Source organism: Microcystis aeruginosa NIES-4325 (assembly GCF_008974145.1).
GTDB lineage: Bacteria > Cyanobacteriota > Cyanobacteriia > Cyanobacteriales > Microcystaceae > Microcystis > Microcystis aeruginosa_G.
Genome location: NZ_BJKP01000044.1, coordinates 1 through 23,300 on the forward strand (window position 1 = coordinate 1; position 23,300 = coordinate 23,300).

General features: G+C 42.2%; 20 protein-coding genes and 1 pseudogene. 8 read left to right on the forward strand and 13 right to left on the reverse strand.

Going from position 1 to position 23,300, the window contains the following annotated elements; all coding sequences use genetic code 11:
• Positions 1 to 205 precede the first annotated feature (205 nt).
• Positions 206 to 919, forward strand: coding sequence for a LeoA/HP0731 family dynamin-like GTPase (locus tag MiAbW_RS17160; protein WP_151697093.1), 714 nt, complete (start codon positions 206 to 208; stop codon positions 917 to 919).
• A gap of 226 nt (positions 920 to 1,145) precedes the next feature.
• Here the strand turns inward: MiAbW_RS17160 and MiAbW_RS17165 are convergent, their stop codons facing one another.
• The gene (locus MiAbW_RS17165; RefSeq protein WP_151697094.1) at positions 1,146 to 1,682 is read right to left on the reverse strand and encodes a DUF2062 domain-containing protein; all 537 of its coding nucleotides are present in this window, start codon (positions 1,680 to 1,682) and stop codon (positions 1,146 to 1,148) included.
• Between the two features lie 53 nt (positions 1,683 to 1,735).
• Here MiAbW_RS17165 and mnmE point away from each other — a divergent pair, with 53 nt between their 5' ends.
• Positions 1,736 to 3,109 (forward strand): tRNA uridine-5-carboxymethylaminomethyl(34) synthesis GTPase MnmE, encoded by a 1,374-nt coding sequence (mnmE, locus tag MiAbW_RS17170; RefSeq protein ID WP_151697095.1) that lies wholly within the window; start codon positions 1,736 to 1,738, stop codon positions 3,107 to 3,109.
• Between the two features lie 62 nt (positions 3,110 to 3,171).
• Here mnmE and MiAbW_RS17175 read toward each other — a convergent pair whose 3' ends face one another.
• Positions 3,172 to 3,468, reverse strand: coding sequence for a polyhydroxyalkanoate biosynthesis repressor PhaR (locus MiAbW_RS17175; protein ID WP_151697096.1), 297 nt, complete (start codon positions 3,466 to 3,468; stop codon positions 3,172 to 3,174).
• 517 nt (positions 3,469 to 3,985) lie between these two features.
• On the opposite strand from MiAbW_RS17175, the gene alr reads away from it, so the two are divergent.
• Both alr and MiAbW_RS17185 read left to right on the forward strand, forming a co-directional pair.
• A complete protein-coding gene (gene alr / locus MiAbW_RS17180; RefSeq protein WP_151697097.1) occupies positions 3,986 to 5,182 on the forward strand; it encodes an alanine racemase in 1,197 nt (398 codons plus the stop codon).
• A 212-nt stretch (positions 5,183 to 5,394) separates the two neighbouring features.
• A complete protein-coding gene (locus tag MiAbW_RS17185; protein ID WP_151697098.1) occupies positions 5,395 to 6,699 on the forward strand; it encodes a cytochrome P450 in 1,305 nt (434 codons plus the stop codon).
• A gap of 125 nt (positions 6,700 to 6,824) precedes the next feature.
• On the opposite strand, the gene MiAbW_RS17190 is transcribed toward MiAbW_RS17185, so the two are convergent.
• The 5 genes from MiAbW_RS17190 to glyS form a co-directional block, all read right to left on the reverse strand.
• Positions 6,825 to 8,816 carry an ABC1 kinase family protein gene (locus tag MiAbW_RS17190; protein WP_151697099.1) on the reverse strand — a complete coding sequence of 664 codons (1,992 nt, stop codon included), beginning with the start codon at positions 8,814 to 8,816 and terminating at the stop codon, positions 6,825 to 6,827.
• A 301-nt stretch (positions 8,817 to 9,117) separates the two neighbouring features.
• Positions 9,118 to 10,209 (reverse strand): glycosyl transferase, encoded by a 1,092-nt coding sequence (locus MiAbW_RS17195; protein ID WP_151697100.1) that lies wholly within the window; start codon positions 10,207 to 10,209, stop codon positions 9,118 to 9,120.
• Between the two features lie 224 nt (positions 10,210 to 10,433).
• Positions 10,434 to 11,507 (reverse strand): magnesium chelatase ATPase subunit I, encoded by a 1,074-nt coding sequence (bchI, locus tag MiAbW_RS17200; RefSeq protein WP_151697101.1) that lies wholly within the window; start codon positions 11,505 to 11,507, stop codon positions 10,434 to 10,436.
• An 83-nt stretch (positions 11,508 to 11,590) separates the two neighbouring features.
• Positions 11,591 to 11,980, reverse strand: a complete 390-nt coding sequence (locus MiAbW_RS17205) for a hypothetical protein (RefSeq protein WP_151697102.1) — start codon at positions 11,978 to 11,980, stop codon at positions 11,591 to 11,593.
• Between the two features lie 200 nt (positions 11,981 to 12,180).
• Complete coding sequence (gene glyS / locus MiAbW_RS17210) at positions 12,181 to 14,313, reverse strand: glycine--tRNA ligase subunit beta (RefSeq protein ID WP_151697103.1); 2,133 nt, start codon at positions 14,311 to 14,313, stop codon at positions 12,181 to 12,183.
• Positions 14,314 to 14,583: 270 nt separating this feature from the next.
• Between glyS and MiAbW_RS17215 the strand changes: the two genes are divergently transcribed.
• Both MiAbW_RS17215 and MiAbW_RS17220 read left to right on the forward strand, forming a co-directional pair.
• On the forward strand, positions 14,584 to 15,087 hold the full coding sequence (locus MiAbW_RS17215) for a DUF3122 domain-containing protein (RefSeq protein WP_172967392.1): 504 nt from the start codon (positions 14,584 to 14,586) through the stop codon (positions 15,085 to 15,087).
• Between the two features lie 46 nt (positions 15,088 to 15,133).
• Positions 15,134 to 15,718, forward strand: coding sequence for a tRNA-(ms[2]io[6]A)-hydroxylase (locus MiAbW_RS17220; protein ID WP_151697105.1), 585 nt, complete (start codon positions 15,134 to 15,136; stop codon positions 15,716 to 15,718).
• Positions 15,719 to 15,746: 28 nt separating this feature from the next.
• Here the strand turns inward: MiAbW_RS17220 and MiAbW_RS17225 are convergent, their stop codons facing one another.
• Positions 15,747 to 16,937, reverse strand: a complete 1,191-nt coding sequence (locus MiAbW_RS17225; RefSeq protein WP_151697106.1) for a GNAT family N-acetyltransferase — start codon at positions 16,935 to 16,937, stop codon at positions 15,747 to 15,749.
• 36 nt (positions 16,938 to 16,973) lie between these two features.
• Positions 16,974 to 17,654, reverse strand: a complete 681-nt coding sequence (locus tag MiAbW_RS17230) for a RibD family protein (protein ID WP_151697107.1) — start codon at positions 17,652 to 17,654, stop codon at positions 16,974 to 16,976.
• Between the two features lie 91 nt (positions 17,655 to 17,745).
• On the opposite strand from MiAbW_RS17230, the gene MiAbW_RS17235 reads away from it, so the two are divergent.
• A complete protein-coding gene (locus tag MiAbW_RS17235) occupies positions 17,746 to 19,677 on the forward strand; it encodes a sensor histidine kinase (protein ID WP_151697108.1) in 1,932 nt (643 codons plus the stop codon).
• 135 nt (positions 19,678 to 19,812) lie between these two features.
• Here MiAbW_RS17235 and pheA read toward each other — a convergent pair whose 3' ends face one another.
• A complete protein-coding gene (pheA, locus tag MiAbW_RS17240; protein ID WP_151697109.1) occupies positions 19,813 to 20,667 on the reverse strand; it encodes a prephenate dehydratase in 855 nt (284 codons plus the stop codon).
• A 296-nt stretch (positions 20,668 to 20,963) separates the two neighbouring features.
• Positions 20,964 to 21,881: a ribonuclease D gene (locus MiAbW_RS17245; RefSeq protein ID WP_151697110.1), complete on the reverse strand. Its 918-nt coding sequence runs from the start codon at positions 21,879 to 21,881 to the stop codon at positions 20,964 to 20,966.
• Between the two features lie 18 nt (positions 21,882 to 21,899).
• On the opposite strand from MiAbW_RS17245, the gene MiAbW_RS17250 reads away from it, so the two are divergent.
• Positions 21,900 to 22,409 carry a universal stress protein gene (locus tag MiAbW_RS17250; protein ID WP_151697111.1) on the forward strand — a complete coding sequence of 170 codons (510 nt, stop codon included), beginning with the start codon at positions 21,900 to 21,902 and terminating at the stop codon, positions 22,407 to 22,409.
• A 359-nt stretch (positions 22,410 to 22,768) separates the two neighbouring features.
• On the opposite strand, the gene MiAbW_RS20270 is transcribed toward MiAbW_RS17250, so the two are convergent.
• Together MiAbW_RS20270 and MiAbW_RS17260 are read right to left on the reverse strand one after the other, a co-directional pair.
• Complete coding sequence (locus MiAbW_RS20270; RefSeq protein ID WP_238707330.1) at positions 22,769 to 23,212, reverse strand: hypothetical protein; 444 nt, start codon at positions 23,210 to 23,212, stop codon at positions 22,769 to 22,771.
• Positions 23,202 to 23,300 (reverse strand): annotated as a pseudogene (locus MiAbW_RS17260) (IS630 family transposase); the annotation flags it as partial. The pseudogene MiAbW_RS17260 and the gene MiAbW_RS20270, both read right to left, overlap by 11 nt.

Here is a 23,300-nt window from a genome sequence, read left to right on the forward strand (position 1 = left end):
ATGTCGGCAACGCTTTAATAAAAATTATGTTAAAAGTGATTTTACTCAAGTAAAACTTATCACTTGGGCGACAAATTATTGGCACTCAATAGCATAATTCTTTGAGCGACTTTTTCAGCAAACCCTAATTAAATTTAAAAAAGAAGCTAAATTTAACCAACGTCAAGAGCAAATCGAAATTGAGCTTCAGGAAATTTGGAATAATTTGGAAGAACAATTACAGTCTTTAACCATAAGTTCTGTTCAATCCTTAGAAGAAGAGATTAGAGAAGTATTGAGCAGTCAGATAATTGTGGACTTCGTAGCCATGTTGGATTCTAATGCTGATATTAACACAAAATTCTTGTCTAAGGGGTTTAACTTTAAGAATCTGTCAATGCACGTACAATTCCTGACATATCTCGCTGAAAAAGTGGGAATGAAAATCACTCAAAATGCCACTCGTCAATTCCTTGTGGTTGGCAACCCTGAATCCTTAATAAACGTAGCAGGTAGTCCACTGCACCAATCTATTCTGAAAGCTGGTGAATTTATTGGTTTTAAATTCAAACCTTGGCAAGCTGTAAAACTTGCTGGTAATTTCGGAAAATTTGCTAAATTTGCAGGGCCTATATTTGCCCTTGTTGGAATGGCCATTGATGCATCAGAAGTATTACAACAAGAGAAACAAGCCCAAGAATTAAGAGATGCTCAAAATTCTATTATAAAAGAGTTTGAAAATATTGCTGAAGCAATGAAATCTCAGTTAGATGAGCAAATTCAGGAATTTGAAAATAAAACTTTTAATAAAATTGAAGCACAAATTCAAACTCAACGAGAGCAATATAAAAATCAAACAGATTATAACGAGTTGCAATCAAAAAAACTTGAACGAATACAGCACAAACTTGAACTTTTAATTGAAAGCCTTATTTCATAACCGTTCAGGGGGGGGATGTCAAGCCGCCAGTAGCATTGACTCTGTGGAAGGACTCTGCTGGGGCAGCAGAGAAGGAGAAGAACTGCCTTTCCTACAGGCGCAAATCGCTTCGGTCATGAATTAACAGGGCTACCTCCTCTGCACCAATTCCTGGTATCAACCGTAGGTGCTTCTCATCTATGCCTCTTAGATTACCAGATTTCGTCCCCCCCTGAACGGTGACAATTTATCGGCGTTTTCTCCCTGTTTGTCGCCGGTGATGCCGTTGATGAACTAGGCGATAGCTAACAAAATAGGTTATCGTAGCAAATACCGTCGCTGATAGTAAGCAACCAAAAAACAGGGTCAAAAGAAATTGGCCGCCAGAACTAGCTAACTTTTCGGTGAAGCTTTGATTAGTTTGAAACATGTCGCCCAGATTCGAGCGCCCGCTTTGACCAAGAATAAACTCTCCTAATCTATAATTAAACAGGAAAATCGGCAGATCGGTCACGGGATTGCTGATATAAGTACCAGCAGCAGCGGCAATTTTGTTGGCACGAAATAGGGTGGCTAAAAAGATAGCGATGATGATTTGAAGGCCCATCCACGGGAAAAATCCCGAAAAAACTCCCAAGGCAAAACCCATGGCAATTTCCCTAGGATGTCCTTGTAATCGCATTAAGCGAATATACCAATAGCGCAAAAATCCCAGTAAGCGATTACTCGAATATTTGCGGCTTTTTCTCGCTTTTAATGACCGTGAGCGCATATTTTCGGGCATAAATGCTGACAAAATTGATACCGACTTCAATTTTAGCAAGGAGTGATTAAGAGATGTTAAATACAGGTGATACGATCGCCGCCATCGCTACGGCGATCGTTCCGGAACAGGGTAGTATCGGTATTGTCCGTTTATCTGGTAGTGAGGCAGTGGCGATCGCTCGTCAGCTTTTCCATACCCGCAATCGTCAAAAATGGGAAAGTCATCGTCTTCTCTACGGTTATATCCGGCACCCCCAAAGTCAAGCAATTATCGATGAAGCTTTGCTGTTGCTCATGTTGGCACCCCGCTCTTTCACCCGCGAGGATGTGGTGGAATTTCACTGTCATGGCGGCATTATGCCCGTACAACAGGTGTTACAGTTATGTCTAGAAAATGGGGCGCGTTTGGCCCAAGCGGGGGAATTTAGCCTGCGTGCCTTTCTTAACGGCAGAATTGACCTAACTCAAGCCGAAAGCGTCGTCGATCTCGTTGGGGCGCGTTCTCCCCAAGCGGCACAATTTGCCCTCGCTGGGTTACAGGGGAAACTCGCGCAACCGATCCGCCATTTGCGCGCCACCTGTCTCGATATTTTGGCTGAAATTGAGGCCCGTATTGACTTTGAAGAGGATTTACCGCCCTTGGATCACGCAGCGGTTCTCCATAGCATAAAACAGGTTTTTTGTCAAGTAAATTTAATTTTGGCTACCGCCGAGCGCGGGGAATTGCTGCGTAGTGGTCTGAAAGTGGCGATTGTGGGGCGGCCGAATGTGGGTAAATCCAGTTTGTTAAATGCTTGGAGTCGGAGCGATCGAGCGATTGTCACCGATTTACCCGGTACTACCCGCGATATCGTCGAATCTCAGCTAGTTGTGGCGGGAATCCCCCTACAAATCCTCGATACGGCAGGAATTCGCTCGGCCAGTGATCGAGTCGAACAAATTGGGGTGGAACGTTCCCGTCAAACGGCCCAGTCTGCTGATTTAGTTCTCTTAACCGTTTCCGCAGAGTCAGGATGGACCGAGGAGGACGAGGAAATTTATCGCTCTGTCAGCGATCGCCGATTAATTTTAGTGATTAATAAAATTGATTTGGTTAATCCAGAAACGGTAATTTACCCAGCAGAAATTGAGCGAGTTGTCAAGCTTTCGGCCGCTCAAAATCAGGGTATTGAAGACTTAGAAAAAACTATTATTAATGCTGTCCAAAATCAAGAACTACAGGCGGCTAATTTGGATTTAGCCATTAATCAACGACAGGCGGCAGCTTTAACTAGGGCGAAAATTGCTTTGCAACAGGTCAAAAAAACAATTGACCAAGATTTACCTTTTGATTTTTGGTCGATCGATCTGCGTACTGCCATTCAAGCTTTAGGAGAAATTACTGGCGAAGAAGTGACGGAATCGGTACTTGATCGCATTTTTAGCCGTTTTTGTATTGGCAAGTAAGCAATTAGAAAATCTGGTCAACTGTGTTGGGTTAACTGTGGTCTTGTTGAGGATTGGAGAACTCAGATATTACTGGAAAAAAATACTTTCCAAGCGGCCGTAATAATGGCACTCCCCAAAAGGATGATTAATGTCCAGACCTGATTTTTTTGGGTTCCTTCCACTGATTTTAGCCGATTGTCGATGCCTTCGATTTTCTCGCCTAACACTTTAATATCCCCTTTGAGATCGGCTATTCCTATTTCTACTTTTGTCAAGCGCTCATCAATCTTATCGAATTTTTGACTAACTTCCTTGATACTGTCTTTAATTTCTTTAAGGACGACATCAAGGGAATAAGTAACAGTTTCGTTAGACACTTGGTAAACTCCTATACTGTATCCAGTTGGATATAATTTTATCTTAAGTCTAGGCTTTTTGGCATTCCTGGCTCTTCTCGACTTTGTGTGATAATTTTTGCTTATGAAATCGTGAAATGTTTACTGGAAAACACTTTTAGGACTATTTTTTTAAATAAACTATCAGTATAGACCTCGTTTCCACACAGAAACCAGAAGAGCCCAGTCCTTACCCTATAGTTAACTTCACTTCTGTCCAACCACTGAGATAGTGTTAGGTGAAAACTTCGCCACTTTCTTGTCACTCGATCGAATCTAAAACCTAATTGGTTAAGCTAAAAGCTTTTATGTACTTAGTTTCTAGCCTTTATAACCCTAACTGCCAATTTTTTCGGGAACTTCCTAACATTCCATCAATCTTAAAGCCCATATTCCACAGGGAAAAAGGGGGAAATCCAGAGGAGTTTCAGGCTTTTTTCCTAGCCCTCTCGGTTTTCTTTTGGTATAAATTGGGTTATGTGTGCAAAGGAGTGAGCGAGTGACGTTTAGCATCGAACCAAAAATTATCAATCCGCCCAAAAACCGTCATGATTATCAATTGTCGGAAGTAATTCGCTATCGTGCTTGGGTAGAGATTGATCGATCAGCACTACAACAAAACGTGCGAAAAGTCAAGGCCTTATTAGGCTCAAAAACGGAATTAATGGCGGTAATTAAAGCCGATGCTTACGGACACGGGGCAGTTAAGGTGGCTAACAGCGTTTTAGAAGCTGGGGCGCAATCTTTAGCCATCGCGACTATCGGTGAAGGTATCGAACTACGGGAAGCGGGAATCGTTGCCCCAATTATGATTTTAGGGGCAGTCAATACCCCAGAAGAAGTGGCAGCCTTAGCCCATTGGCAATTGCAACCCACCCTGGTGCAAATCGAACAGGTGCGAATTTTTGCCGCCGTTATGAGACGCTTAGAGCAGCGGCTGCCAGTTCATATCAAACTAGATACGGGGATGTCTCGCTTAGGTACACCATGGCAAAACGGCACAAAATTCGTCGAACAGGTTTTAGAGGCTCCTAACCTGAAAATTGCCAGTATATACTCCCATTTTGCCACGGCTGACGATCCCAATCCCGAAATCATGCAGTTACAACGGCAAAGATTCCAACAAGCGATCGCCGAGTTAAGATCAAAAGGTTATCATCCCCCCTGTCTGCATTTAGCCAACTCTGCCGCTACCCTAAGCGATCGATCTCTGCACTACGATCGAGTTAGAGTGGGATTAGCTCTCTACGGTCTTTATCCCGCCGATCATCTCATCGATAAAGTCCCTTTGCAACCGGTGCTACAAGTAAAAGCGCGCATTGCCCAAGTCAAAACCATTGCCGCTGGCTCGGGAGTGAGTTATGGTCATCAGTACATAGCCGCAAAAGACACCCGTATTGCTGTGGTCGGTATCGGTTACGCCGATGGAATTCCCCGCAATCTCTCCAATCGTTTAAAAGTATCCCTGAGAGGACGTTTAGTACCCCAAATCGGCGCGATAACCATGGATCAGTTAATGATTGACGTGAGCGAGATTCCAGAGGTAAAAACAGGGGAAATCGTCACACTTATCGGTAAAGACGGACCACAGTGCATTACCGCCGACGATTGGGCGCGGGATTTAGGTACAATATCTTGGGAAATTCTCTGCGGTTTTAAGCATCGTTTGCCGCGAATCACTATTAGCAATGGCTAATTATGGCGGTGATCTTAAAAATGTCAATTGGCGGCAATTCTTACTATTGAATGACTGGTGAGATTTGTAATTAATTTTGCCTAGATACTTGCCTTGGTCAAGTGCGATCGCTAATTACCGGGCTAGATTACGGGATGAATTCTCCAGCACTTTAGGTTAGAATAAACAGGGTTAATCGACGGCAACTGATTAGTTTTACCCTAGAGGCAGCGATGACTATAAGCAACGATTTACCCTTACCCCCCGGCAGTTTCGGATTACCTCTATTAGGAGAAACAATCGCTTTTTTGACCGATGGGGATTTTGCTAGTAAACGTCATAATAAATATGGTCAACTTTTCCGTACTCATATTTTTGGCAGTCCCACGATTATTTTATCCGGTGCCGAAGCTAACCGGTTTCTTCTCAGCAACGAGAATAAATACTTTGCGGCAACTTGGCCTAAAAGTACCAAAACTCTACTAGGCAGCGCATCTTTAGCGGTGCATACGGGAGATGTCCACGCTTCCCGTCGTCGTTTAATCTATCAAGCTTTTCAACCCCGGGCCCTAGCAAGTTATATCCCTACGGTAGAAACAATTACCGCTCGCTATTTAGAGCGTTGGCAAACCGCAAAAACCCTGTCATGGTATCCTGAATTAAGGAACTATACTCTCGATATCGCCTGTAAATTATTTGTCGGTCTTGACCAGGGTTCTGCTACCAAATTAGGGGAAGCTTTTGATACTTGGTGTGCGGGACTATTTACCATTCCCCTTCCCCTTCCCTGGACAGCTTTTGGGAAAGCATTACGCTGTCGAGAAGAATTACTGCAAGCGATCGAAACTATCGTTTTAGAAAGACAAAAAAATGATGACTTAGGCCAGGATGCTCTTGCTATCCTTTTACAAGCTAAAGACGAAAACGGTCAAAGTTTATCCTTAGCGGAATTAAAGGATCAAGTGCTATTATTACTCTTTGCTGGTCATGAAACTTTAACCTCCGCTATCGCCACTTTCTGCCTACAAATGGCACTGCATCCCAATATTTTTCAGCTTGTCTTGGAGGAAATAACTAATTTTGACCTATCCACTCCTTTAAGCGTCGATACCCTCAAACAGATGACCTATTTAGATCGCGTTTTAAAAGAAGTTTTACGTTTTACTCCCCCCGTGGGAGGAGGATTCCGTCGGGTAATAGAAGACTGTCAACTTAACGGTTATCATTTGCCGAAAGGATGGATAGTGCAGTATCAAATCAGCAATACCCATAAAGATAATAATATTTATTCCCATCCTGAAACCTTTGATCCCGATCGCTTTTTAGCCGACGAAAAACTCTACGGATATATCCCCTTTGGTGCGGGATTGCGCGAATGTATCGGCAAGGAATTCGCTCGTTTAGAGATGAAAATCTTAGCCGTCCGTTTAGTAGAAAAATATGATTGGCAATTACTCCCCAATCAAGATCTGACCCTCACATCTATCCCCACTCTCCACCCCCGGGACGGTTTACAAGTCACCTTTAAACCTCGTTAACCGGCTGGGATAAAAAAACTTTGAAAACAGTTTAGCGTTTTTCTCGTAGCCGTGAAATTTATTTCACGGCATTTATTGTCGGAAATGCTCAGATTTTGAGCCGTCGGTGGAACTCCAGATAGAGGTTAATCAGCAGCGGGTAAAGCTTTCGATAATTCTCCATTTTGCTGATGATTTGGTCTATCAAATTCGAGAACTAAGTAACGAATTAAACGCGCTAGGGATTTTTGTAGCAAACCTTCAGCAATTTTTTGTCCCATCAGTTGGGTTTCCGGTTTAGCGATTAGTTTAGTCATCACTGGCACCATAGCCATGGCATCGAATCCTTTGGTTTCCTGTAAAATACTAAAGATGTTGCGAAGATGGTCAAAAGTCTTAGCATCACCTAACAATTCTGGGGGAGTTTCTTGCACAGCTAAACCCACCTGTTCCCGGAAATTAACCGTGAGATTAAACCAAGTGCGACGACCGAAGTTATCGAGCGCATTGACTAACTCATTAACTAATTTTTCTCGGATAAATATACCCCTGTCTGAAAGGAGAAAATCTAACGCTTGATCGGTGACTTTCTCGAAGTTAAAATCATTAGAGTCTTTAGCATTCCGCAGGAGATTTTCTAAACGATTCCAGCGAAAAGTACCGTCTTTAAACAATAAATCTCGCAGGGAATCGCGCAACTCCGTGGAAGGATCGGTGAGCAGACGTTTAGCAATATAAGGATAGGCTTTACTCAGTACCTTAAAATTAGGATCGATGCCAATCGCTATTCCCTCTAAAGTCACCATTGAGCGAATAATTAGGGCATAATAGGCAGGGACTCGAAAGGGAAACTCGTACATCATCGCCGACATTTTATCGGTGATACTTTTAAAGTTTAATTCTGCCACACTCGCCCCTAAAGCATTACCGAAAACTTCCGAAAAAGCGGGAACAATTGGCTCTAAATTGGTAGTTGGTGATAGGAAGTCTAACTTAACGTAATCCTTGGCCAAAGACTCAAAATCCCGGTTGACTAAATGCACCACCGCTTCGATTAAACCGTAGCGTTGATAGGGTTCAATATTGCTCATCATGCCGAAATCAAGATAAGCTAATTTACCGTCGGGAGTTGCTAATAAATTACCCGGATGGGGATCCGCATGGAAAAATCCGTGTTCAAGTAATTGACGCAAAGAACACTGCACCCCCACATTAACTAAGTGGGTGGCATCAATACCCTGGGACTGAATTTCTTTGATATTAGTTAATTTTGTGCCGTCCACCCACTCCATGGTTAAAACCCGTCGGCCGGTATATTTCCAGTAGATTTTGGGGACGTAAATTTCGTCAATATGACCATAAAGTTGAGCGAATTTTTCGGCGTTTTGTCCTTCGTGAAGATAATTAATTTCTTCAAAAATACGACCAGCTAATTCGTCGGTAATTGCCACTAAATCGGAGCGAAGTCTTTTAACATTAATTTTCGCCCAACTCGCCAAACTACGCATGATATACACATCTAAAGTTATACAGCGAATCAAATCGGGACGCTGTACTTTAACGGCGACTCTCTCTCCGGTTTTTAATTTACCTTTATAAACTTGTCCTAGGGAAGCAGCCGCTATGGGATTGGGGGATAATTCTGCATAAATTTCTTCAGGAGAATAACCTAATTCTTCTTCGATAAAACGATAGGCAATTTCGTTAGGAAAAGAGGGAATTTGATCCTGGAGAGTGGTTAATTCTTCTAAATATAAAGGCGGTACTAAATCAGGCCGGGTAGACAGAGCTTGACCGATCTTAATATAGGTCGGTCCCAATTTGGTCAACATTTCCCGCAATTGTACGGCCCGTCTAATTTCATTTTTAGGCGATTTTCCCCGCAGTTTATCCCACCAGATACCGATGACAAAGGATAAAACCGGCAGGGCAATTTCGATTAATCTCCCCACAACTTCTAGAGGTCGCCGACGGTAATAGTCGTTAATAACTTGGGGATTGTAGCGCCAACTCTCGGCTACGTTGTCATCCATGGGGCCGATATCTTCCCGATGCTCTTCGGGAATATGCACGGGCTGCACTTCAACGGTAATCGCTTCTTCGGTTTGCGTCTCTGGGGAGATCATCTGTTCGGACATAGTTCGGTGACGGGGCAGGGTGATTTGTAAACTATTGTAACAAGTATCGGCTTTCTGCCCGATCTTGTTTCTGTCTCCCTAGTTCTCTGCTCAGGTTCGCCGTCAACTTTACCCGGGGGTTATCGGTGTTTTTGACGATTTCGAGGCTGATACTGCCCTGATTATCCTGAATGTAGGTGTCAAAAAATAGGGCGGTAATTTGGCTGATTTCTAGGACTTTGTTAAATAAACTAGGGACGGCTGACCGATAACTAAATTCACCGCTAATAATCCGAGGTTAAATTGGCTAAGTTAATCATTTTTATTGCTTCTCAAAGTATTCTACGATAGCTCTCGCTATCGATTCTGCACCATCTTTAGCCAGTTTAACCTTTAATCTTGGCGGTTGGGGGGCTTGCCGTAAAAAGTCCCAATTACCTTGAAAAAATTCTTCACTGCTAATAATTTGATGATAACTATAATCTTGGATTCCAGCCAATAAAATCGCTGATTCGGCGAAACCTTCTCGCGTCAGGGAAACAATCGGAACCTCTAATTTTAAAGCCTCGGCAAAGGTACTATATCCCGGTTTGGAAATAATTCGATCGCACAGGGGCATAAAATCCACAGGACGATAGCTCCGATCTGGTTTATCCTGTAAGCGGATTAAATTGGGCAGTTCGGGCGCGTTTTTTTCAAAAGTGATAAATTGCCAATCGGGAAAACTGGCGAGGTTATTATATGGAATTGCCTCTAATCCTAACCCACCAAAACTCAATAAAATAGTTTTTTCTTTGGGGGCATTTAGCTTAAATTCCTGTCGCAATTGTTCTTCACTGTAGCGAGGTGTACCCCCAGTTAAATTTGCTTCTGTAACGTGAGAAAATGCTGTCATTGCCTCCGCTAAAGGTAGTTTAAACAAGCGATCACATTGATTATAACAACCACTAATCCAATCACTAATACTGGCAAATTCTTCACCCCAATCACGATAGATAAAATCCCAGCCGAAGTTACCGATCATCCAACAAGGAAGCCCCGCACTTTTGGCAATTAGTGCCGCTAAAGGCGGTAAATCGGCTACAACTAAACCCACACGATTAGTTTTAATAAAATTAACTTCACTGGCAATAATTGACCTTGACTGAGCAATTATGTGTTCTAATTTTTCTTTGGTAGCTAATTTATCCATCGTTAAACTATCCGATTGGATTACCCCCACATCAAACCCCCGATGTCTTTGAATATATTCTCCGGATATGTAGGAATCTAATAACCAGCGCGGGGCCGTGGTGACTAATATCGGCAAAATTTCGGGATTAAGTTCAATAATATTAGCTACCACCGAAGCACTGCGGACGGCATGGCCAAAACCATGATTAGTAACGGCAAAATAAACAACAGGACGAGACATATAGTAGTTATCTTAATGGTCAGATACGAAGTTTTCCTTTTGGGGAGTCGAGATACTCCGAGACGATGCCCTGTCAGATCATACTTGATCTTTACGATAAACGCTTTGATATCTAAGTAAAAGGAAAAAAGCGATTAAAATTCTCCCAGTTAGATGTCAAAATAATGCTTTCATCACTTTTGACTATTAAAAAACCCTCTCTTCGGGGAGAGGGTGAATTAGGTTTAGGAATTTTCCTCTAATCCAAAGACGCGATTAAAAGCTTTCAAGACTTTATAACCAGAATCGATCGATTCTAGGGGATCTTTCCGCAAACGATGACGTAAACAGAGAACAATTACTCGACGGATATCATCTACCGTCACAGTTGTCCGTCCTTCCAACGCAGCCAGAGCTTTAGCGGCACGATTGGTAACGATATCGCCGCGCAATCCATCCACGTCTAACTCGGAACAAACCTCGGAAATTTTCACCCGCAGATCATAATCAAGCTCAACGGCAGGCAAAAGATTCTGGGCTTCCACGAGCTTTCTTTGCAGTTCTTCCTGTTCTAAGTTGTATTTCTCTAAAAACGAGAGAGGATTGCCATCAAATTCCGCACGCTGTTCCACGATTTTGACCCGTAGAGGGGGTTCTTTAACGGTGTGAATCTCCGCGTGCATTCCAAAGCGATCAAGCAGTTGTGGGCGCAATTCTCCCTCTTCTGGGTTGCCCGATCCCACCAAAACAAACCGGGCCGGGTGACGGATGGAAATTCCTTCCCGTTCCACCGTATTCCAACCACTAGCGGCCGAATCCAATAGCACATCGACGAGGTGATCGTCAAGTAAATTGACTTCATCCACATAGAGAATGCCGCGGTTAGCTTTGGCCAGCAATCCTGGTTCAAAAGCTTTTACCCCTTCTGACAGGGCCTTTTCGATGTCAATCGTGCCACAGACCCGATCCTCCGTGGCACCGAGGGGCAGATCTACCATAGTGACTTTTTTCTTGGCAACGGTCAAGGGGATGGACTCGTCCACCCTTTGCCGCACCTCATCGCTCATTAAATCGGGATCACTGGGGTCAGAATTAAAGGGATCGTTAGCAACTACGTCAATTTCTGGTAAAAGGTCGGCTAAAGCCCTAATTGTGGTCGATTTTCCCGTACCTCGATCCCCCATAATCATCACCCCGCCAATTTTGGGGTCGATAACGTTGAGCATTAGGGCTAATTTCATTTCTTCCTGGCCGACAATAGCGGTGAAGGGAAAAACCACGCGGCGAGTTTTCGGAGGAGCTTGGGGAGTCACGGTCATAAGTGGATTCAAAAGTCAATAGTTGTTGGGTAAAGAATTATATCTAGTGGAGATTCTAGCCGTCAGCTTTCAGCAAAGCTCTATTATTGTAAGTCTTTTTTCCTGCTTTTTAGTATCCAGCGCCAGAGGGGATGATGCGGCCCTTTGTCCCGAATTTTCTGCACCCTTTGCTCTAAGCGCAGTTTTTCTCTGGGGGAAAGTCCTAAAATAATATTGCGACTTTGCCAGACTAATACTGCTCCTGTAATGGCAACACAAAAGGCTAGACCGATAGAAGGCCAGTAATTGAAAGCTAAAGCATATCTTAGGGCTGTCCAAGTAAAATACTGCCGCATTAAGGCTATATCATCGCGTAAAACCCATAAACTAACCGAACCAATCGCTAACCAACAACCAAACACGAATAACCAACGACCCCATACCGTCAGTCGATGTAATCTTTGGATCTGTTGCTGTAGTTCGGAATCGGCCATTTCAGTTATCAGTGAGCAGTTATTCAGTGGGGGTGTGAGGTGTGGGGAAGTGGGGAGAAAAAGGCCGTCTCCTGTCTCCTGATGGCTAAAAAGCTGATATAGCGGTGTGCAGTCGTATGAGGTACAGTGTCACGAGCTATAAACCATGCTAGGCAAAGCTTGGTTTGTATCTCACTCAAGCGCTTACCGCTATAACTGAATTATCCCTTGACAATTGCGCCAAAATCTGCCAGGACTCGGGCGTGATTTCGCAGTAAACCCAAAAGATTTAAACGATTGCGACGGACAGATTCTTTTTCGGCCATGACTAACACACTATTTTCGCCGTCAAAAAATTCAGCCACCACGGGAGAAATTGCCGTTAAAGCAGTGACAAGACGCTGATAATCTCTTTGCTCTCTTGCGCTAATAGTTTCGGGAATTAGGGCAATTAAAGCGTCATAAAATGCTTGTTCTGAGGATTGTTCAAATAACTCCCTATCGATGATTCCCTTGATTTCTAGGGTAGTTGTATCTAAATCTCCTTTTTGTGCCAAACGAGTCGAGCGATTGACGGTTTCATAGATGTTGGCTAACTGACCATCCTGACGAATTTGGCATAAAAAGCGGGCGCGTTCACGGGTATCTAATAAATTTTCTAAAGCGCGAGACTTATACTCCGGATCGTTTTCCCCTAAAACTGCATTAACGAGATCATAATCTATCCTCAAATCATCAATTAAGAGAGTTTGCAGACGTTGTAAAAAGAAATCTTTAATCAGATTGACTGGGTTAATTTTATCGGGATGACAGGTAATAAAATCCTTAGCTATTTGCTCAATTAACGCCAAAAGATTGATATTAAAATTGGCAGACCATATAATACTAATTATTGCATTGGCAGCGCGACGTAGAGCAAAGGGATCTGAGGAACCTGTGGGCAGCATTCCCAGTCCAAAAATACCGACTAAAGTATCCAATCGATCGGCAATTCCCACCACTTGACCGGTGATTGTTTCTGGGAGTATATCCCCGGCATTGCGAGGCAGATAATGTTCAAAAATGCCCCGGGCAACTACAGCCGATTCACCACTAATTAAAGCATATTTTTCGGCCATTACTCCCTGTAATTCGGGAAATTCATAGACCATTTGGGTAACTAAATCCGCTTTACAAAGCATGGCAGTGGACTCTATATCACTACGACTTTGTTCATCGAGATTTAACTGTTCGACGATCATCTGGGCAATTTCCATAATCCGATCGACTTTATCGCGCATGGTTCCCAATTCTTCTTGGAACGTGACGGTTTCCAGTTGGGGAAGAAAACTATCTAAGGGTTCATCACAATCGGCAGTATAGAAAAATCTGGCATCGGCTAATCGTGCGCGGATAACCCTTTCATTTCCTGCGGAAATAATCTCAGATTTCTGGGGATCGCCATTGGAAATAGTAATAAAATAGGGTGACAAACCCTGGAGAGTTTTGACTGGGAAATAACGCTGGTGTGTCACCATCACGGTAATAATTACTTCTGGGGGTAATTCCAGAAATTCATCGTCAAATTTGCCAACAATTGCCGTGGGATATTCGACTAAGTTGGTCACTTCCGCTAATAAATCTGCGGGAATTTCTGCCACTACCTGGAGTTTTTTAGCCAGGGTGGTAATCTGATCAGTAATTATCTGTTGACGCACTTGCGGATCCGCTTCCACAAAAATCGATCGCAAACTGGTTAAATATGCTTGGGGATGACTAATGGCTAGGGATTGCGGGTGTAGAATGCGATGACCAAAAGTTAAGCGATCGCTGGTTAAAGTAGTAGAGCCATTAATTAATTCTAGGGGTAAAACTTCCCCATCAACTAAAGTTAATAACCAACGAATTGGCCGGGGAAATCTTAAATCGCCGTCTCCCCAACGCATAAAACGTCTTCCTTCCAAACGGGTAATCCATTGGGGAATTAATTCAGTTAAAATCTCGGCTGTTGGACGACCTGGAATCGTTTTTTCAATATAGACAAATTCTCCTTTGTCTGTGGCACGAATGGAGAAAGCGTCGGTGCTAACTCCCTGTTTTCGAGCAAAACCCTCACCCGCGGGGGTAATTTTGCCATTTTTGTAGGCTGCACTAACTGGCGGTCCTTTGATCTCCTCTCTGCGAGCTTCTTGCTTCCTCGGTAATCCTGTGATTAACACGGCCAAACGGCGCGGGGTTGCGTAAACTTGAATAGCAGTAGCGTCCAGAGATTCCGTCTCTAAACTCTTGCTAACTCTTTCCTGCAATTGTGCGATTGCGCTATCGACAAAATCTGCGGGTAGTTCTTCTGTACCGACTTCCAGTAAAAAATCCATCTGATTGATTGGCCGTGTTTATGCTTCACCGATCATCTAGGCTATCACAGAAGCCGTGTCCTTAGTTTTTGATCAGCTGTACTGCATTTAAACTGCATATTGGAAATTTTAGTACAAATGCTCAAACTTCCCCGACCTAGCTTTGGTGCTGCCCACTCTCCTATCCCTTTTAAACAGTATGCTAGTATAACTATATGGCCATACAATTGCATTAGCTTGGCTAAAGGGACAAAGTTGCCATCATATTTTATCTGTTATGTCAATAAAGTTATGAAACGATTTCTATTATTATTTTGTGTTCTCGTGAGTTTTTTGCTGTTTATCAGCTTTGAGATTGATGTTTCCTTGTCTGCACTAGCTCTAACTCGACAACAGCTAGAAGGGCCAGGGCAGCTGTTGTATCAATCCCGTCATAGTTTGCGCGATGATACAGGTAGTCCTTGGCAGGTGGTGTTGTTCAAACGAATTAAGGATGGGGAAACCCTAGAAATTAGTTTGCGCTTGGTGGGATTTCCTGAAAGGATTGAGTTTCTGCATGGAGAAAGATTGACGATAACGACGGCTAAAGGCGAAATTTTAGCGGCTAAGGATGCTTTTGCCGAAAAATCACCAGCAGCTAACGTCGGTCAATACGAGATGCAGGATATCTTACCGCAGCTACCCGTTACTGAAGCGATCGAACTTTCCCTACCCCTAGAGGATCCCCGTCATCTTAACATCCCGATTCCTGTACTTTTAGAATGGCAAAGTCTGCTTTTTTCGGCATATATTTGACTTTTTGGGTTAGGGTGAAAGATGCAGCAAATTGGAATCAGCGACGATGGGAAAGATTAATTTATTAGTCAGTGCCACCTCTGAGGATTGGATAGAACAGGCAATTAATAATTTAGGGATTATTCTGCTTGATCATTCCCATTGTGAGCGAAAAGCGGCAGGAGTGGCCTTAAATCTCATGTTTCGTTATCCTTCCTACGCTTCCCTCGTGCGGAAATTAACAGCGATCGCACAAGAGGAATTAGAACATTTTGAACAGGTAAATCAATGGTTAGATAAATGGGGAATTCCCCTCGCTCCCTTAAATTCTCCCCCTTATGGTGCTAAATTAAAGGCCCAGATTCGTCACCAAGAACCCGATCGCCTTTTGGATTCTCTGTTAATATCAGCTTTAATCGAGGCGCGTTCCCACGAAAGATTGGGTTTATTGGGAGAATATTGTCCCGATCCTCAATTAGCTCAATTTTATCGCGGTTTAATGGCTTCCGAAGCCCGTCATTATGGTATTTATTGGCTATTAGCAGCGGATTATTTTGAACGGACAGTGATCGAGCAACGTTTAGAAACCCTAGCGGCGATCGAAAGTGAGATTTTAGCCAATCTGCACCCAGAACCTCGTATTCATAGTTGATTGCACCCAGGTACAAACCATATCTAAATTACTCGTTAAACTCAATTTCTCTCTTAGAAAAGGGTAAATCTTGATTGATTGCATCAATTTCTTCCTGTTCCATTTGATTAATTTCATCGATATAATTGCGGAGAATTTGAGTCATTTTGCCATGATAAAAACGGTGTAAACTATGATTAGCAGTGGCAGGAAAACCCCGTCTTTTTTTATGTTGTCCTCCCGCGCCGGGGTCAAACATGGTAATACCTTGACTAATTGCCCAATCGATCGGTTGATAGTAACAAGCTTCAAAATGTAAACAGTCGTACTCCTGAAAACTGCCCCAGTAACGACCATAAAGATTAGTATCTTTGCGAATACAAAAAGATAAACCCACCGGTTTAGTATCTTTTTCATTTTGGTAGGCAGTAATCAAAACCACTCGCTGACGATAATTCGGATATAATTGTTCAAAAAATTTCTGTGTCAGGTATTTACTTCCCCAGTAAAATTTATCACAGGTACTGCTATAAAACCGATAAATTAACGGGAATAAATGATGGGGAATTTCTTCGGCGGCCAGAGTTTTAATAATTAACCCCGCATTAGTCACAGCTTTACGTTCCCGTTTAATATTGCGGCGTTGATTAGCATTAAAAACAGTCAGATAGTCTTCAAAACTTTGAAAACCTTTGTTATTCCAAATATAACTATGGTGTAACCAGGGAGTAAAGCCAAAATTTTCCATGAAAATTCGCCATTGGGGATCCACAAAAAGAAAATGACAACCCGACAGATGATTTTGGTCACAAAAATGATCGATCGCCCCTATCATTAAAGCAGTAATCTCCAGTTCATTTTCCCCCGGAGCAATTAAAAAACGATAACCCACCGCCGGAGTAAAAGGGGTCATTCCTAACAGTTTTGGATAGTATCTAATCCCTAAACGATGGGAAAGATCCGCCCATTGGTGGTCAAAGACAAATTCACCGTAACTATGACTTTTAATATACAAAGGGGCGGCGGCAATTAACTCAGTACTGCGCCAAACTGTGAGATGAGCGGGTTGCCACCCTGTGCGTCCCGTGGCACTGCCGGAAGTTTCAATATTATGTAACCATTGCCACTCTAGAAAGGGAGTAGTTAGGGGTTGAGCGAGAGCATCCCATTTTTGTTGGGGAATCTCACTCATTTTATCAATCCAAGCGACAGAATATTGGGGTTTAAGCTGTTCTACCATGGGACAAGATAAGTCAACCTTTTTATTTAAGGTAATCTAGTTTTGAGATTTGTGGGAATCTCGTTCAAGGGAATAATGTAGGAAAATTTCTTCTTCCACGGTTTCCACGCTCAAAAGTCGTAATTTTCTGGCAGAATCAGCCATAAATCCAGTTCCTCTCAGGGGAGTTGCCGCTTTATTGCCTCCTAACAGCAAAGGACAAATGGTTAGATGGATTTCATCGATTAAATCTTCAGCTAAAAGAGAGGCAATTAATTCACCTCCTCCCAGAATCGCCAGTTTTTTGATACCTAGGGCGGTAAATTGCCTAAAAATAGCTTTCCAATCACCGCAGACTAAGACAAGCTCAAATAAACCCCGATTTTCCCATGCTGCCACTTTTTCCACTGCCGTGATTAACCAGCGAGGGAAAGGCTGCTGAAAAAATTTCATCCGGGGATCAAGCTGGCCTGAATGAGAACAAACGATCTGTATCGGTTGCGGGGATAATCCCCGTTGTTGACGGTATGCGAGAAAATCGGGATGACGGATAGGAAGACTGGTGTGATAAGCGCGCAGGGTGTTAGCACCGAATAAAGCGGCATCCATGCGCGATAAATGTTGTTCTAGACGCATTTTATCGGTGGCAGAGGCAAATCTGGCCGCTGACTGGTAAGCGTCGGCAATTTTACCATCGGCACTCATGGCTAAAATAACGGTGGTGTGAGGAAGATTCATGGCAAATGATGAGTGATATCACTGAGTCCGATTGGTGAATAGGCTAGTATAGTCTAGAGTTTGATAGCAAGAATCCAACCAATTTCTGCCTATGCCTATCGGTCAATCGTCCTTTCGTCGTATTCTGCTCTCTCGCTTACTCCTAGTCAGTGTACCTGTACTACTAATGGGAGTTTATGTCACCTATCGTAAGGCGCGATCGGCTTTTTTGGAAACGGCCCGTCAAAATCTCACCGAAAGTGCCATCAGAAAAGCAGATAATATTAAGCAATCAATTCAATTTTTACAGGCTAATCTTATCACTGCGGGCGAAAGTCTGGTTTTAAAACAGGGAACCTTAGCCGAAAAAGAAGCTTTTTTACAACAATTCACGGCGCAGCTTCCTAATCAGATTAACTGTGTGGAATTAATTGATATTAAAACCAAGAAACCTTTATTAAATCGAGCCTGTGAACCAGAAATTATCAAAGTTTTACCTCTAGAAAGATGGACAGAGAAACCGACTAGCTTTGCTGGTAATATCCAAAATATTTTAGTAAGAAGTTTACCCCGACAACTTTTAACCAAATCTCCCGATAATAATCGTCAATTAGAATTGGTTTTTGCCGTTCCCGTCTACGATCATCAAGGACAATTACAATCTAGTCTAATTCTGCAAGCTTCTCTCCTTTACGGTGAGAAGGTTTTACCCGGTTCTTTATCGGGTTATCCCGTGGTTATTTCTGAAAATGGTATTATTCTCGCTCATCCCTATTTTAATCGCATTGGTAGGCATATCAGTCAAGAAGCTGATGCTGAACGTCTCAATCTGATCATCAGTAATGCTGTTAGAGGTCAACAGAGATTTCTCCATTTATTTTCTTTCGAGAAAGATGGCAAAGAATTAGTCGCCGGTTATAGTTCCCTCCCCAGTCCGGTTACGGGAGAATCATCCCCAAAATGGGTAGTTTTAGCCATTAGTCCCCTCCCTCAAGCTCTCGCTCCTCTAAAACAAATTTGGGAGGCAATTTTTTATCTGATTTCTGGTTTATTATTAGCCTATTTACTAGCTATTATACTGATAGCCAGGGATTTGGCTAGACCTTTAGAAAAACTGCGAGATTATGCCTTAAATATTCAGAAAATTCCTTCGCAAAAGATTAGACCACAAAACTTTAATATTCGAGAAATTAATCAGTTAGCCTCGGCCCTAGAGGAAATGCTCGAACGTTTACGCCTTGGGGGAGAGGAAATAGTTAAGAGTTGGCAAGAAGCGGAAAATGCTAATCAATTAAAAAACCAATTTTTGGCGAATACTTCCCACGAATTACGCACCCCTCTTAATGGTATTATTGGCTCAATTCGTTGCGTTATGGATGGATTTTGTAATAGTGAGGAGGAGGAAAAAGAATATCTGCAACAAGCGGATAATGCAGCCGTACATCTTTTGGAAATTATTGATGATATTCTCAGTATTGCTAAAATAGAAGCGGGCAAACTTTCCGTTAACCCTGAACCAGTAGATTTACACCAAATTATCAATGAAGTTATTAATTTACAAACAGGATCGCTGCAACATAAGCACTTAAAGTTTAATCTACTTTTCTGTCCAGAGAAACCGATAGTTTATGCTGATTCCACTAAATTTAAACAGGTAATCTTGAATGTTATTTCTAACTCAATTAAATTTACTGATAGAGGCGCAATTTCTTTAATAACTCACTCAGAACATTCACAGGCTATTATTACTATAATCGATACAGGAATCGGTATAGACCCCCAGCAGCAATCAAAATTATTCCGACCTTTTGTGATGATTGATGGTTCCACAACTAGAAAATTTAGCGGTACGGGTTTAGGATTGGCTATTTCTAAGAATTTGATGAAAATGATGGGGGGAGATATTACTATCTCTAGTCAAGGTGAAGGTTTAGGAACAACTGTGGAAATTATTCTTCCTCTAGTGGGGGAAAGAAAGCTTGATTCTACCCCAGAGGAAAACTCATCTTTGTCGATTCTTTCCTCTCCCTCTCTCAAAAACTAAAATATAGCGTTTCCTGTTCGCAAGAGGTACATTATCAATGTTGAAAAGCTTAATTATCAAAGGGTTAATTGTGCCACACAGGTGTGAGAAGCGCTATATCTCTATTTAACTACTGTAATTTCTGGGCAACTTAGTTTATAATTCCTCTAAACTTTCTACGGGTAAATTAACCACCTGATAAGCACCAAAAACCTTGATCGCATCGGTATAATTGGTTAATTCTTCTAAGGTTTCTGCGATTAAATGCTGTTGATCTGGATTGATTTCTAGATCAATAAAAAATATGTATTCCCCTAAAGATCGTTTAGTTGGTCGTGATTCGATTCGAGATAAATTAAGCTGACGTTTGGCAAAAACTTCTAAGGGTTTGACTAAAGCTCCGGGTTGATCTAAAACTTGAAAAGCGAGGGACATTCGCTCACCTTGGCGATGGGAAGTTAAAGCCATTACCCAAAAACGGGTACAATTATCAGGATAATCATTAATTGGTTGTATTAGTATTGGTACATTATAGAGTTTTGCCGCCCGGGGGGAAGCAATAGCGGCCGAATTAGCCTCTTGATCGAGAAGTTGAATCGCTTCTGTGGTAGAATTGGTCGGGATAATTGGCACGGTAGGTAAATGATTTTCTAGCCATTTTTGACATTGGGCTAAAGCTTGGGGATGGGAATAAACGGTTTTAATTTCTGTTAGCGATTGTCTGGGAGATAGAAGTGCATGGGAAATCGGTAAAACTAATTCTTGCTGAATCTGTAACCTGGGTAATTGCCATAAAGCATCAAGAGTCATTACCACACTTCCTTCGGTGGAATTTTCCACCGGAACCACTGCTAAATCGGCCTGATTTTGGACAACCGATCGCAGGGCCAGGGCAATGCTAGGATAGGGTATTAATTGATGAGGCTGGGGTGGTAAACTGTTAGCATAGGCTAAAGCGGCTGTTTCTGAATAGGTTCCTACTGGACCCAGATAAGCGATCTTTAAAGTCATTGAGATTATCCCCGCAAGCAATTTTTTCTAGCTATTATTTGTCTATTAACATCCCTGTTTAATTGTATCTCAATTCTGGCAATGTTAAGTAGTTAGACAAAATTAATTTCTCAGTTGAGACGGGCAATCTTCCCCTCTGGCAATAGTCTTTATTTTATCTCTTGACTTCTAAGCTAAGACGTATTTTAACTGCTTACTGTTGCCTCTTGTCTTTTGCCTAATCTCGACAAGCAATTTAAATGTTCGGTTAGCTTGTATCGTGACTCCTGTCTCCTATCTGCTCAATTATGCTATAATCATGTCAAGTCAGCTTCACTTTGTTTGATGGTCAATTGACTGATTTTTTGGCGAGTTTCCTCGATGGTTAATCCTTGGGCTAAATCCCCCAATTCTTTGAGAAGATCATTAGTTAAGGAGAGAGATATTTGGCTATCCTGGCCAGATAAATAGACAACTTTTGCTAATTCAGCCAGTTTAACTTTTTTGCTGGTGCGATTTTGGTAACTGACCGAAAACCCGTTAATCTCTGCAGCTTCTTGCTGGATAATTGCCGACTTTAAACGTTCCTTAAGATGTTCTACTTCTGTATCTAAAATCTTCCATTGCTGGTAAATTTCCCAATAACGATTAGTTAATCTTTCCAGATTCTCACTGGCGGGATCGGGAGTAATTAAATGGGAAAGCTGCAAAAGACGATGATGGATTTGGGCCGTATATACGGGATCTTTTTGTGCATATTCTAGCTGGGCAACGGTTAAAGGTCTTTTGCCCCAATTCCCCCCCTGTTCACTTTTATCAATAGCGGGAAAATGACAAAGACATTCAGCCAGGGTTTTCAGTTGATAATTGGGTAAAGGAGCAATATAGTAGGGAACCTTTTTAGCTAACTCTAGGGTACAGGTAATTTTTTTAACTTTGCCCTTACCGCCCAAAAATTTACAATCATAACTAGCATTGTGAAAAACCTTTTCTATCCGGTCAACCAACATGATTTTAGTGATAAAATAGTCAGTAAGACCCGGTCGATCGAGAACATCCAAAATTGTCACCCGCTCACCCGTCAAGTCCGTGGAATCAGCAAGAATTTGAATCAGAGACAAACGGGGAGTCTTGCTATTGTAATCGGCTACTTCCGTATCTAACCAAAGAATGGGAAAATGACAAAAGTGATCGATCGCATTTCTAATAGCGTCGGATTCCGTTAAATAAGGCATGGTTGCAGAGGCTGAAAAATGTATCAAAAAATCTTGATAGCAATAGATTTGTCCGAGATGGGGGATAGTGTTTTTAAGGAGGCTGTATCCTTAGCCAGTAAGTACGAAGCTAACCTCCTACTACTGCACGTCCTTTCCCCTGAAGAAGATTATAGCCCTTTACCGATTCCGCCCAATTTAGCCGATATTTACCCCGCCCAGGGTAATGATCTCACTCTCGATTTTTGGCGGCAACAATGGGAAGAATTTGAGCAGAAAGGGGTGGCAATGTTGCAAAAAAGAGCTAATCAGGCGGGAGAAATGGGTGTAAAGGGAGAATACCGGCAAATTTACGGTCATGCCGCCAAAACTGTCTGTAAAGTGGCGCAAGAGGAAAATGTTGATTTAATTGTCATCGGTCGGCGTGGGAGATCGGGTCTAGGAGAGTTATTCTTAGGTAGTGTGAGTAATTATGTTCTCCATCATGCCCCCTGTTCTGTCTTAATTGTTCAACATCATCACTTTACTAAATTGTCCGTTAAAAGTTGATATAAAAGTCTAGTCTCGTAAAACAATAGCCGGCATAATCCATCCTTACCCAGTGCCTTAAAACTGGGTAATTCTTTCTTTCTCTCGATTCTGTGACCATTTTCAGTCTCATAGTAACCATGAATGCGAGTATTAAGCCAAGAATGCTTAAGTTTGCTAATAATCTCGGTTTTAGCGGGTTATTTCTCAATCCGGCAATATGTCCTAAAGTTGGGTTACATCCGTTAACTTCAATATAATCAAAGTCTCTTTGAGCAATTTCGGGGTGTTCACAACATAATCGCTGTCTAAGTTGATTATAGCGTTTCTGATTCACAAGAGGTACATTCCCGATCCTGAACAACTTAATCAGCAAAGGTTTAAGTGTGCCGCACAGATACGAGAACCGCTATAATTAAGGAATTTTTGTTCTTGTCGAGTTGTTCTCTCTCGTGAAAAGTCTGTCGTAATAAATCAATTGAGTCATGATCATAGTTGTTTAAAATCGGTGGATTACCTAGATAATCTAACCCCGATTTGTCAAAACAAGTTAAGGCAATAGTTAACGCATCTAGATAGTCATCCTTGTTTTTAGTCTTGAAATATTGTTGACGGTTTATTTTAGTTTGTTGATGAGATATCCAATAAATATCTAGTCCGAACTTCTTAGCGCAATTAACCCAGAAGCTTGCATACCAGTAAACCTTAGTTTCTGGGATAATAGCGTCAACATCTAAAGACTTAATAATCTTGATCGCTTCAGCATTACACTCTAACTTATAAGCTATAGTTATTTCAAATAAGAACGAGACACTAGGCGACACAATAAGTACGAATAATTTCATCAAGGGGTGTCCCCACAGGAGCATACATTCTTGCCCTCTTTAATGCACTAAAATCATGTTCGATATC